General features: G+C 65.1%; 10 protein-coding genes. 1 reads left to right on the top strand and 9 read right to left on the bottom strand.

All coding sequences use genetic code 11. The features are described from left to right. Positions 1 to 89 precede the first annotated feature (89 nt). On the top strand, positions 90 to 2,129 hold the full coding sequence (locus tag J3350_RS12515) for an AAA family ATPase (protein ID WP_207686851.1): 2,040 nt from the start codon (positions 90 to 92) through the stop codon (positions 2,127 to 2,129). A 51-nt stretch (positions 2,130 to 2,180) separates the two neighbouring features. Here the strand turns inward: J3350_RS12515 and J3350_RS12520 are convergent, their stop codons facing one another. From J3350_RS12520 to J3350_RS12560, 9 genes are all read right to left on the bottom strand, one after another. After that, positions 2,181 to 3,146: a YafY family protein gene (locus J3350_RS12520; RefSeq protein ID WP_207686852.1), complete on the bottom strand. Its 966-nt coding sequence runs from the start codon at positions 3,144 to 3,146 to the stop codon at positions 2,181 to 2,183. Between the two features lie 9 nt (positions 3,147 to 3,155). Continuing rightward, positions 3,156 to 4,019, bottom strand: coding sequence for a prephenate dehydrogenase (locus J3350_RS12525; protein ID WP_207686853.1), 864 nt, complete (start codon positions 4,017 to 4,019; stop codon positions 3,156 to 3,158). Further along, entirely contained in the window at positions 4,009 to 5,283 is a 1,275-nt protein-coding gene (aroA, locus tag J3350_RS12530; RefSeq protein ID WP_207686854.1) for a 3-phosphoshikimate 1-carboxyvinyltransferase, read from the bottom strand. Before aroA ends, J3350_RS12525 begins: the two co-directional genes overlap by 11 nt. Positions 5,284 to 5,349: 66 nt before the next feature. Then, positions 5,350 to 6,366, bottom strand: a complete 1,017-nt coding sequence (aroF, locus tag J3350_RS12535; RefSeq protein ID WP_097791828.1) for a 3-deoxy-7-phosphoheptulonate synthase — start codon at positions 6,364 to 6,366, stop codon at positions 5,350 to 5,352. A gap of 67 nt (positions 6,367 to 6,433) precedes the next feature. Further along, positions 6,434 to 6,898, bottom strand: coding sequence for a type II 3-dehydroquinate dehydratase (locus J3350_RS12540; RefSeq protein ID WP_207686855.1), 465 nt, complete (start codon positions 6,896 to 6,898; stop codon positions 6,434 to 6,436). Then, positions 6,879 to 8,141 carry a shikimate kinase gene (locus J3350_RS12545; protein WP_207686856.1) on the bottom strand — a complete coding sequence of 421 codons (1,263 nt, stop codon included), beginning with the start codon at positions 8,139 to 8,141 and terminating at the stop codon, positions 6,879 to 6,881. The genes J3350_RS12540 and J3350_RS12545 overlap by 20 nt, the downstream gene beginning before the upstream one ends. Continuing rightward, entirely contained in the window at positions 8,142 to 9,284 is a 1,143-nt protein-coding gene (gene aroC / locus J3350_RS12550; protein WP_207686857.1) for a chorismate synthase, read from the bottom strand. It lies immediately after the preceding gene. Positions 9,285 to 9,286: 2 nt separating this feature from the next. Then, positions 9,287 to 10,330 carry a 3-dehydroquinate synthase gene (aroB, locus tag J3350_RS12555; RefSeq protein ID WP_097791832.1) on the bottom strand — a complete coding sequence of 348 codons (1,044 nt, stop codon included), beginning with the start codon at positions 10,328 to 10,330 and terminating at the stop codon, positions 9,287 to 9,289. Further along, positions 10,327 to 11,397 carry a bifunctional chorismate mutase/prephenate dehydratase gene (locus J3350_RS12560; RefSeq protein ID WP_207686858.1) on the bottom strand — a complete coding sequence of 357 codons (1,071 nt, stop codon included), beginning with the start codon at positions 11,395 to 11,397 and terminating at the stop codon, positions 10,327 to 10,329. The genes aroB and J3350_RS12560 overlap by 4 nt, the downstream gene beginning before the upstream one ends. Positions 11,398 to 11,670 lie beyond the last annotated feature (273 nt).

The following is an 11,670-nucleotide window of genomic DNA, read 5'->3' on the forward strand; positions in this document are numbered from 1 at the left end:
GGCTTGCGCGGATTTTGCAAGAGTTTCCTTGCAAATGGGGCTGCGGTACACTATACTGAAAGAAATGAACCGATCACGGAGGCGATGACATGGCATACACAGACGATTGGGAGACTCTGATGAATGGAGTCTTCGGGCCGGGCGGCAGATTCAAGGCCGCCCCCGGCACCCCCGCCGAACCCCGGCAGCAGCCAAACAGCACTCTGAACGACCTGAACGCGGCGCTTCTGGAACAGCAGAAAAAGCTGGATGCGATGCTCAAGGCTCAGTCGGCCCAGCTGAAGACGCAGGACACCGCCGCCGAGGCCGCACTGGCCGACAGCCGCCGGATGCTGCGGGACATGGAGAACGACGGTCTGCTGGCCAAAGGCACCACCGACGTGAAACCCGAACATCTGGGCAGCTTCGAGGGGCTGGCCGACGAAGTCCGGCAGACCGTGCTGGGGCAGGACGCCTTTGTGGACGCGGTCGTCCGCGCCATGCGCCGCCCTTTTGTGCTGGGCACCGAACCGCCCGCCGCCCGGAACGTCATCCTGCTGAGCGGCGGCACCGGCACCGGGCGGCACTTCGCGCTGGAGGAGACCGCCCGCTGCATGGCTGCGCGGGGCCTGCTGCAAAACGACCAGATCGCCGCGCTCGACCTGGCGCTTTACGCGAACCCCGCCGCCGAAAAGCTCTTTTTGCAGGACCTCTACGCCGCGCTCCACGCCCCCGGCGAGATCGTGGTCTTTGAGCACTACGAGAGCTGCTGCCCCAGCTTTCTGAAAACGCTGTCCGACCTGGCCGTCCGGGGCAGCGCCCCGCTCTCCAGCCGGTACATCGTCAACCGGGACGGCATTCTGGTGGACGCCGGAACGGCTCTGGCCCCCGGCGCGGTCAGCCGTCTCGACCCCTGCGGGAAGTACCTCATCTTCTTCTCGAATAAGGGCCGCGCCGCCATGGCGGACAAGTTCGGCGCAAGCATGATCTCGGCGCTGGGCGACGTCTGTGAGACGACCGCCTACCAGCGGGCAGACCTTGCAGCCCTCGCCGCCCAGCAGCTGAACGCGCTGGCCCAGAAGGTCACAGCTCGGCTGGGCCTGACCCTCGCCGCCGGGGCCGATGTGCGGGACTACGTCGCCGCCCAGTGCACCCCCCAGAAGGGCGCAGCCGGGCTGTCCGGCTGCTGCAACCGCATCTTCCGCGCTCTGAGCGAATACTGCCTGCAAACGGACAAGCCGCTCACCGGCACCGTGACCCTGACCGCCGCACCGGAGGGCCTGCTCTTCCACCTGAACGATGCCGCCCCGGCCCCGCTGTTCGACCTGCTGCCCGCCGCCTACACCGGCGCGCTGGATGAGATCCGGGCGGAGATCTCGGAGCTGGTCGGTCTGGCCCCAGTCAAGGAATACGTGTTCGGTCTGGCCGACAATCTGCAGGTCCAGCAGCGCCGCGCCGCTGCGGGCATGAAGACGGCCAGCCTTTCGATGCACATGATCTTCACCGGCAACCCCGGCACCGGCAAGACCACCATCGCCCGGCTGGTGGCCAAGTACCTCAAGGCCATCGGGGCGCTCAAGGGCGGGCAGCTGGTGGAGGTGGGTCGCGGCGACCTCGTGGGCCGCTACACCGGCCACACCGCACCGCTGACCAACAGCGTCATCGAGAGCGCCCTCGGCGGCGTCCTCTTCATCGACGAGGCCTACAGCCTCTACCGCGGCGAGCAGGACAGCTTCGGCCTCGAAGCCATCGATACCCTCGTCAAAGGGATGGAAGACCACCGCGACGAGCTCGTGGTCATTCTGGCCGGGTACACCAGAGAGATGGAGACCTTCCTCACCGCCAACAGCGGTCTGGCCAGCCGCTTCCCCAACAAGATCGAGTTCCCGGACTACACCGCCGACGAGCTGCTGCAGATCACCCACGTCCTTGCAAAAAACAAGGGCTACACCCTCTCGGAGGCCTGCGAAGAGCCGCTGCGGAACTACTACGCCCGCCGTCAGGCCGCCGACGCCCGCACCGCCGGCAACGGCCGTCTGGCCCGCAACACCCTCGAAAAAGCCATCTTCCACCAGAGTCGCCGCCTCGTCGCCGAACCCGCCGCCGCGCTGGATGTGCTCCTGCCGAGCGATTTGGAACTGGACGAATAATTGCAGAACCACGCAAAAAACGGACCGCTGAAACGGTCCGTTTTTTCTTGTTTAGCGATGCTCTTCCGCCAGCTGTTCGGCCAGCGCCAGCATCCCGGTGCGGACGTCTTCGGGCGCAAGGACTTCCACCTTGCCGCCAAAGCCCGCCACCCAGCCGTAGAACGGCTCGCTGACACAGATGGGCACATCAAAGTGGAAGCGCCCGTCCTCCTCCGGCAGAAAGGTCGGCGAAGCGCCGAACCGCTCCCGCATGGCGTTTTCGAGGTCGGCCGTGCAGCGCAGGGTCACACGCCGTTCGGGGCCGCCGTACATGCTGAAGTGCTTGCGCAGGTAGGCAGGCAGATCGAAATTGGCAAACTGCTCCCGGCCGCGGCGGGGCAGCTCCAGCACCCGGACGCCGGACATCCGGTCCACCCGGTAGTGGCGGATGCCCACCGGCTCCCTTTCATCCTGATAGGCGATGAGGTAATAGCAGCCGTTCTCCCACGCCATCTGCCATGGGCTGATGACCCGCTTTTCGGGCCGGCCCACTTTTTTGTAGTGGAACTCCACCATCCGGCCGGTGTTGATGGCCTCGTGCAGCGCGTCGATGCTGTACAGCAGGCTCCTGCTGTCGGTCTTGGGGCGGCCGTCCACGTAGACCTGACGCTGCAGCTGGCTGCCCTCGTAATTGGAGCAGAGCTTTTCCAGCTTCCGGATCAGGCGGCGGCTCGTGGCGCTGGACACCACCCGGCTGGCCTGCACGGCGTCCACCAGCAGCTTCAGCTCGGCCAGGTCAAAGGTGCGGCTGGCCAGAAAATAGCCGCCGCCCCGGCCCCGCCGGAGCTGGATGTCGTACCCCAGTGCGTTCAGCGCGTCGATGTCGCTGTACACGCTCTTGCGCTCGCAGAGGATGCCCTGCTGTTCCAGCAGCCCCACCAGCTGGGGCACGTTCAGCAGGTGGTTTTCGTCGGTCTGTGTCTCAAAGATGCGCAAAAGCGCCAACAGTTTGGATTTCTGGCCTTCCTGCTTGGGCATAGGTTCACCTCATTCGGGGAGCTTCTTGTCGAACGCCGCACGGCGCTGGGTGGAAAGGCGGAACATCTCTTCGAGCTTTTCGCGGTCGCCCGCCACCAGCGCGTTGCGCAGTGCGCCGAGCGCGGCGTCGAACTGGTCGATCTCCGAGATGAGGTTGTCCCTGTTCCAGAGGAACAGTTCCGCCCACATTTTGTCGTTGATGCGTGCGATGCGGGTCAGATCCCGGAAGGAGTCGCCCGTGTACTCGCACAGCGAGGTGTTGTCGTTGGCGCACATCAGGCTGACGGCGATGGCATGGCACAGCTGGCTGACATAGCCGACCATCCGGTCATGCTCCTGCACGGTCAGGGTGCAGATGTGTTTGAAGCCCAGCACCTCGGCCAGCTCTCGGACCCAGGCGATGGCCTCCGGGGTATTCTTCCCGGTCGGGGTGATGATGAAGTTCGCCGGGGCAAAATTCACCTCGGCGGCGTGTTCCACGCTGGAGGTCTCGCGGCCTGCCATCGGGTGGCTGGCGATGAACTCGACCCCCGCCGGGCAGAGGGCCTGCACCGGCTCCACCAGGCCGGTCTTGACGCCGGACACATCCGTGAAGATGCAGCCGGGCTTGAGGAGCGGGCCGTACGTCCGGAACCACTCGATGAGGGCCGTGGGGTAGAGGCCGAAGATGATGTGGTCGGCCTCCCGGACAAGGTCTTCAAAATCGTGGGTTTTGCCCCGCTCGATGTAGCCATGGTCGAGCGCGAACTGCAAGTGGCCCTCGCTGCGGTTGATGCCGTCCACATGGAACCCGGCTTTGGAGAGTTCCAGCGCATATTTGCCGCCCAGCAGGCCGAGGCCCACCACGAGATAACGTTTCGTTTTATCCAACATCTTCTACCTCCGCGCCCAATGGCTTGATGGCTGTAAAGAAATTCGGCCAGCTCTTCGTGATGGCCTCGGCGCCGTCGATGGGCAGCCGCAGCCCCGCCGCCAGTGCCAGCACCGACAGGCTCATGACGACCCGGTGGTCGTTGTGGCCGGAGAGGACGCCGTCCGGCGCATGGAGCGCCCCGGCACAGCCCTCGATGGTGATGGTGCCGCCCGCGCTGGACAGCACCCCGCCGCATTTGCGCAGCTCTGTTTCCATAGCCTCGATGCGGTCGCTCTCCTTGATGCGGAGGCGTTCCGCGTTCCGGATGACCGTCTGCCCCTCGCAGGACAGGCCCAGCACCATCAGCACCGGGCCGAGGTCGGGGCAGTCGGCCAGGTCGATGTCCGTGCCGTGGAGCGGCGCTTTCCGGAAGACGATGCCCTGTTCGGTGCGGGAGAAGTCGGCCCCGCACCGGCGCAGGATGTCCAGAATGGCCGCGTCGCCCTGCAAGGTCGGTTCGGCCAGACCGGTCAGCGTGACGCCGCCGGTGACAGCCCCCAGCACCGCCGGGAAGGCCGCCTGGCTGTAATCGCCCTCGACGGTGTAGTCACAGGGGCGGTATGCCTGCCCGCCGGGGATCTCCAGCGTCGTTTCGTCCACCCACCGGCTCGTGACGCCGAACGCCGCCTGAACGGACCGGGTCATGTCGATGTAGCTGCGGCTCTCCACCGGCGGGAGCAGGTGAAGGGTGCTGGTGCCGCCCAGCAGCGGCAGGGCGAACAGCAGCCCGCTGATGAACTGGCTGGACACATTGCCTGCCAGCGTATAGTCCCCGCTGGAGAGCGCCCCCTCCACGGTCAGGCCGGAAGGACTCTGCGCAAAGCGGAGGCCCTGCTCCCGGTACAGCGCTTCATACACCGACTGGGGCCGCTCCATCAGCCGCCCGCGGCCCACAAAGGTCATTTCCTGGCCGGTGAGGCTGGCCAGCGGGATGAGGAAGCGCAGGGTGCTGCCGCTCTCGCAGCAGTCCACCGGGGCTTCCACGGGCAGAAAACGGCCCAGTCCCTCCACCACTGCATCGTTCCCGCCGGTGGTGACGCGGGCGCAGAGCTGGTCCGCCGCCGCGAGGGTGGCGGCGATATCCTTGCTGAACTCCAGATTCCGGATGTGCGAGGTGCCCTTTGCCAGCGCCGCACAGAGCACGGCCCGGTGCGCCATGCTCTTGCTGGGCGGAGCCATAATGACTCCGTCAATGTTTCTGTCTGGTTGGATCGTGATCTGCATTTGCAGCCCTCCTTCTGCCCGTTCTGCCAAACGCTCTCCCTGCGGGAGAGCTGGGGCCTGAGAGGGTCACATCTCCCGCCCGATGGCCCATGCGACCTGGCGGCACTTGGCCATGGCCTGTGCAAAACTGTCCGGGGTCAGGCACTGGGCACCGTCGCTCCATGCGTGGCGGGGGTCGTAGTGGACCTCCACTTCCAGACCGTCGGCACCAGCGGCCACCGCAGCGATCATCATCGGCTCCACGAGGTTGGCCTTGCCGGTGGCGTGGCTGGGGTCCACGATGACGGGCAGATGGGTCTTTTCGTGGATGATGGGCACGGCGGAAAGGTCCAGCGTGTTGCGGGTATACTTTTCAAACGTGCGGATGCCGCGCTCGCAGAGGATGACCTGCTCGTTGCCGCCGGCCATGATGTACTCGGCGCTCATGATCCACTCCTCGATGGTGTTGCACAGGCCGCGCTTGAGCAGGACCGGCTTGTGCATCTTGCCCACCGCCTTGAGCAGCTGGAAGTTCTGCATGTTGCGGGCACCGATCTGCACGACATCGACGTACTCTTCAAACTCCGGGATGCGGTCTTCGCTCATCAGCTCGGAGACGATGGGCAGGCCGGTGGCTTCGCGGGCCTTGACCATGTCGAGGATGCCCTCGGTCTCCAGACCCTGGAAGGAGTAGGGAGAGGTGCGGGGCTTGTAGGCACCGCCACGGAAGAGGGCGGCACCGCCGGCCTTGACGCTCTGGGCGATGCGCAGGGCCTGCTCCTCGCTCTCGATGCTGCACGGGCCGGCCATGACGGCGATCTTCTCCCGGCCGCCGATCCGGACGCCGCCGCAGTCGATGACCGAGTCGGCGGGATGGAACAGGCGGTTGGCGCGCTTATACGGGGCCGACACACGGGTCACGTTGTCGATCCAGGGGTTGGCGAGCACATCGCGCTCGTCGATCTTGGTGGTGTCGCCCACCAGACCGAAGACGTTGTAGTCCTTGCCGGTGATCAGGGTGACATCGAGGCCCTGCTTTTCAAAGCGGTCCACGATCTTTTCCAGTTCTTCCTTCGGGGTGCCTTTTTTCGTCGAAATGATCATCTTCTTGCATTCCTTTCCCTTTTATCAACGTGTCAACCTCTCAGCCACTGCTGAGAGGTTTCTTTCTTTATTGCACCATGTGCGATTGTGCGCCGCCGTCCAGCCGGAGCAGCTGCACCAGATAACTGCATGCGTGGAGATAGCCGCCGATGCCCTCGCCCGCAAAGCGGCCCTGACAGCCGAACGAGACGACGTCCGTGTTCCGGAACGGCTCCCGGCCGCTGGGTTCGCTCATGAGCACCTCCACGGCGGGCACACCGCAGAGCTGCAGCGCTTCCAGAATGGCCACGCTGTAATAGGCATAGCCGCCCGGATTGAGGATGATGCCGTCGGCGCGGCCTGCGGCCGACTGGATCTCATCAATGATGTCGCCCTCGTGGTTGGACTGGAAGAAATCCGGCTCGATGCCCATCTGCTGGCAGCAAACGTCCAGATAATCCAGCAGGCCGTTGTAGTCCACTTCGCCCTCCACACCGGGCTCGGTAAAGCGGGTGATGTTGACGTTTGGCCCGTTAATGAACAAAAATCGCATCCAATGCCTCCAGTGCCGCCGCAACGGCGTCTGCAACGGTCGTTTCGTTCGGGATGACCGCATCGGCTGCGGCCAGATAGAGCGGGCGGCGCTGGGCTTCCATGGTCTTCAGCGCCTCGGCGCTGGTGGAGAGCGGACGCCCGCCGCCCACGGTCAGGGCGTCCAGCGGGCGGTCGATGAAGAGCACCACGCCGTTCTGCCGCAGGGCCCGCAGGTTTTCGGGCCGCTTGACGACCCCACCCCCGCAGGAAAGCACCTGACGGCCCTCTCTGGCGAAGCGGGCGGTCTGCTCGGCCTCCCGTGCCCGGAAGCCATCCTCGCCCTCTGCGGCGAAGAGGTCCGGGATGCTGCGGCCCGCGGCCCGGACGATCTCCTCATCCAGGTCCACGAACCGCTTGCCCAGCCGGTCGGCCAGCGCGCGGCCGATGGTCGTTTTGCCGCAGGAGGGCATCCCGATGAGCGCCACGTTCAGCTGCTCTTTCCGGAGCTGGGCGGTGATGGCGCGGATCTCGGCCGGGGCATCGTCAAACTTGCGGTCCAGGAAGTATTCCGCCGCATACACGGCCTGGGCCACCAGCATTTCGAGGCCGCCCACGGCCACCGGCACACCCGCCTCCTCGGCGCGCAGGATCAGTTCCGTTTTGTCCGGATTGTAGACCACATCGAGGACGGCTTCCAGCCCCGGCATCGCGGCCACATCCAGATTGCAGACCCCCACGTTCGGGTACATGCCCGCCGGGGTGGTGTTGATGACAATGTCGGCCCCGCTGTGAACGGCTTCCGCATAGGAAAGCTCGCCCTTTTCGGGGTCTGGATGCCGGCTGACGGTCAGCACTCTGGCCGCGCCCTTATCTTTTGCCACGGCGCTCGTGGTGTTGTGGGTGCCGCCGGTGCCCAGAATAAGGACGGTCCGGCCAGCGAACTCCACGCCGTGGGCATCGGCCAGGTAGGCAAAGCCGAGATAGTCGGTGTTATAGCCGTAGAGCAGGCCATTCCGGTTCACGACCGTGTTCACGGCCCCGATGGCCTTGGCGCGCGGGTCGATGTAGGAGCAGGATCCCATGACCAGCCGCTTATACGGGATGGTCACATTGATCGCCTTGAAGGCCCGCCGGGTCAGGAAGGCCCGCGCCTCCTCCTCGGTGGGCAGCGGGCACAGGTCGTACCGGTAGCCGCAGAGCATCTCGTGGATGATCTTCGAGTACGAGTGCCCCAGTTTGGAGCCGATGAGTCCGTATTCCATTTACAGCTCCTCCTTGCGGTAAGCGGTGGGCTGTTCCATCCAGGCCATGCCGTACTTCGCGGTCAGCAGGTCGCCGACGGCCAGCGCCGCCGCGCAGGTCTGCACGATGGCCGCACGGGGCACGATGCAGGGGTCGTGACGGCCCTGGATGGAAAGTTCCGCGTTCTGTTTTGCAATGTAATCCACGGTATCCTGTGGTTTGTAGATGCTGGGCGTGGGCTTGACCACGGTGCGGAAGACGACCGGCATCCCGTTGGAGATGCCGCCGTTCAGGCCCGCGTTGTGGTTGGTGGCCGTCACGATGCGGCCCCCCTGCATCCGGAAGGCATCGTTCGCCTCGCTGCCCTTCAGGTCGGCGAAGCCGAAGCCGGTGCCGAACTCGATGCCCTTGACGGCCGGGACCGAGAAGGCCATGTGGGCCAGCTCGCTTTCCATGCTGTCAAAATAGGGTTCGCCGACGCCTGCGGGCAGGCCAAGGATGGCGGTCTCCAGCGTACCGCCCACACTGTCGCTTGCGCTGCCTGCGGCGCGGATGGCCGCTTTCATCGGCTCTTCGGCTTCCCCGTTCAGCAGGGCAAAGCCATCGCCCCGGCTCAGCAGCGCTTCGGCCTGCGCCCCCAGTGCCGCCGGGTCATCCAGCGCAAAGGGGGTGTCCGCAACGCCCGCGCACCGCCCGATGTGGGTCACGATGTTGATGCCGGCCCGGTCGAGGGCACCCAGCACCACCGCACCGCCCGCCACCAGCGCCGCCGTGATGCGGCCGGAAAAGTGTCCGCCGCCCCGCGCATCCTGAAAGCCGTGGTATTTGGCATAGGCCGTGTAATCCGCATGGCCGGGGCGGAGCAGGTCGGCGGTCTTGGCATAGTCGCCGCTGCGGGTGTTCTGGTTCTCGATCATCAGGGCGATGGCGGTGCCGGTCGTCCGGCCGTTCACAACACCGGAGAGGAACTGCACCCGGTCCGCCTCCACGCGGGGGGTGGACAGGCCGTCGCCCCGCGCCCGGCGCTTGTCCATGCAGGCGGCAAGGAACGCCTCATCCACCGGCACCCCCGCCGCCATGCCGTCCAGCACGGCGCCGATGGCGCGGCCATGGCTCTCGCCGAAGATGGTCAGGGAGAGGGCAGACCCGAACGTGTTCTTCATGGTCATTCCTCCATGCCCAGCAGGGGGCGCAGGCCCTCCACCGGGATGGTCTCAGCGCGCCAGCAGCCCAGACCCGGTACCTTGATGATGGTGATCTGCCCGCCCTGCGCCTTTTTGTCGTGCAGCATCTCGGCCAGCACCTTTTCTTTGTTGTAGGTGGTGCGCAGGGGCAGGCCCAGGCGGCGGTAGACCGCCCGCACCCGCTTTTGCAGCGCCTTGGATTCGATCATGGGCAGCATCCCCAGCGCCACGCACTCGCCGTGGAACAGGCCCACGGTGCGGCGGCCCTTGATGCCCTTGACGGCCTCGATGCCGTGGCCGATGGTGTGGCCGAAGTTGAGGGCCTTGCGCATCCCGCGCTCGGTCTCATCCTGCTCGACGATGTTTTTCTTGAACCGCAGGCTGCGGTAGATGATCTCGTTGATCTGGCCGTCGATGTCGCCCTTTTCAAAGATGCCGAACAGCTCCGGGTCGGCCAGCAGGCTGGCCTTGACCGCCTCGGCCAGGCCGTTGATGTAGTGGCGGCGGGGGAGGGTGGCCAGCGTATCCGGGTCCACGATGACCAGTTTGGGCTGCCAGAAGGCACCCACGATGTTCTTGGTATCGCCCAGATCCACCGCCGTCTTGCCGCCGATGGAGGAATCGATCATCGAGAGCGTGGTGGTGGGGCAGTTGATGAAGTCGATGCCCCGCATATAGATGGAAGCGGCAAATCCGGCCAGGTCGCCCACGACGCCGCCGCCCACCGCCACGACCAGGTCGCCGCGGCCCATGTTGAAATCGAGCATCTGCTGTAAAACGCTCTCCAGGATCTTGAAGCTCTTGCTGGCCTCGCCCTGGGGCACCGTGATGATCCGGGCCTCGCGGCACTGGTCGGCCACCCGCTGGGCATACTGGGCCGGGACGCCGCTGTCGGTGACGACGGCCACCCTGCGGTCCAGCCGGGCGAACTGGTACAGGTTCTCCAGTGCGCCGTTCTTCAGGATGATGTCATAACTGCGCTCGCCCAGATTCATGGTGAGCTTGGTTCCGATAAAATCGCTCATTTGTTGTACACTCCTAACAGCCGTACCGTGCGGCAGACATGGTTCAGCGCGCGCAGCAGCGCGGCGGTCTCTTCGGCGGTGGGGTCGCCCACCAGCTCAACGTAAAAATAGTAATCGAAGGGGACATGGGGCAGCGGGCGGCTCTTGATGGACTCCATATCGTAGCCGCTGGCACCGATGATCTGGATGACCTCGGCCAGCTTGCCGGGCTTGTTGTCCACCGTGAACAGCAGCGAGAAGCGGTTGCCCGCCGTGGGCTTTTCGCGGCTGAGGACGATGAACCGGGTGGTGTTGTCGCCATCGGTGTTGATGCTGGGCACCAGAACTTCCAGCCCGTACAGCGCCGCCGTTTCCACGCTGGCGATGGCCGCCTGCGTCCGGTCGCCGCTCTCGGCCACGAACTTGGCCGCCATGGCCGTGTTGGGCATGGCTGTGGCCGGCAGGCGGAACTGCTTTAAGAAGGTCTCGCTCTGGGCAATGGCCTGCTGGTGGCTGTACACATGCTTCAGCTCGCTCATTTGGGTGCCGGGCAGGACCAGCAGGTTCTGCGAGATGGGCAGGTCGTACACATCCACGACCCACAGGGCGGGGTGGTTGTAGCACAAGTCCAGCACGGCGGACACATCGCCCGCGTGGCTGTTCTCAAAGGGGACCACGCCATGGGCTGCATCGCCGCGTTCCACCGCGTCGAAGACCTCGTCCCAGGTGGGGTAGCTGACCGCCTCCGCATGGGGGAAGAGCGCCTTGAGCGCGATGTGCGCAAAGGCTCCCTCCACGCCCTGATAGGCGGCGCGGTTCCGGCCCAGCACCTCGGCCTCGTACTGCTTGGCCACATCCATCATGTGCTGTACGTGGTCGCGGTAATAGGGGCGCAGGGCAGGGTCCTGAATGCGCGCTTCGGCTTTGTCCAGCACCACGGCTTCCCGCGCGGCATCGAAGATCGGCAGGCCGTGGGCCTTTTTGTATTCGGCGACCGCCAGCACAGCCGCCATCCGCCGCTCGAACAGCGCGGCCAGCGCAGCGTCCACCGTGTCGATCTCTCGGCGGGCTTTGTCCAGTGCGTCCATGGGTTCCACATCCTTTGTTTTCATGATACCGGAGATGATACGGAATGAGTATACCATAACCCGGACACAGAAACAACAAACCCCGCCCAGGTTCTGTGCGGAGTTTTTTTCAGATTTTGCTTTGGAAAAACGAAAGAGTCTCATCTGCCATCGGGCGGATGAGACTCTTTTGTCGGGTCATTTTCGCAGGTCTTCCCAGCTTCGCGCCTTCCCGTAATACCGGCCATAGGGGTTGTCGAGGTCGGCGGCGCGGGGCGGGGCGCGTTTTGGCTC

The organism is Faecalibacterium sp. Marseille-Q3530 (assembly GCF_017377625.1).
Classification (GTDB): domain Bacteria; phylum Bacillota; class Clostridia; order Oscillospirales; family Ruminococcaceae; genus Faecalibacterium; species Faecalibacterium prausnitzii_E.

What these genes read in the sequence shown, in the direction of transcription:
- J3350_RS12515 (WP_207686851.1), top strand. Translation starts at nt 90, where the DNA reads ATGGCATACACAGACGATTGGGAGACTCTGATGAATGGAGTCTTCGGG.
- J3350_RS12545 (WP_207686856.1), bottom strand. Translation starts at nt 8,141, where the DNA reads ATGGAATACGGACTCATCGGCTCCAAACTGGGGCACTCGTACTCGAAG.
- J3350_RS12540 (WP_207686855.1), bottom strand. Translation starts at nt 6,898, where the DNA reads ATGCGATTTTTGTTCATTAACGGGCCAAACGTCAACATCACCCGCTTT.
- J3350_RS12560 (WP_207686858.1), bottom strand. Translation starts at nt 11,397, where the DNA reads ATGGACGCACTGGACAAAGCCCGCCGAGAGATCGACACGGTGGACGCT.
- J3350_RS12520 (WP_207686852.1), bottom strand. Translation starts at nt 3,146, where the DNA reads ATGCCCAAGCAGGAAGGCCAGAAATCCAAACTGTTGGCGCTTTTGCGC.
- aroF (WP_097791828.1), bottom strand. Translation starts at nt 6,366, where the DNA reads ATGATCATTTCGACGAAAAAAGGCACCCCGAAGGAAGAACTGGAAAAG.
- aroC (WP_207686857.1), bottom strand. Translation starts at nt 9,284, where the DNA reads ATGAAGAACACGTTCGGGTCTGCCCTCTCCCTGACCATCTTCGGCGAG.
- J3350_RS12525 (WP_207686853.1), bottom strand. Translation starts at nt 4,019, where the DNA reads ATGTTGGATAAAACGAAACGTTATCTCGTGGTGGGCCTCGGCCTGCTG.
- aroB (WP_097791832.1), bottom strand. Translation starts at nt 10,330, where the DNA reads ATGAGCGATTTTATCGGAACCAAGCTCACCATGAATCTGGGCGAGCGC.
- aroA (WP_207686854.1), bottom strand. Translation starts at nt 5,283, where the DNA reads ATGCAGATCACGATCCAACCAGACAGAAACATTGACGGAGTCATTATG.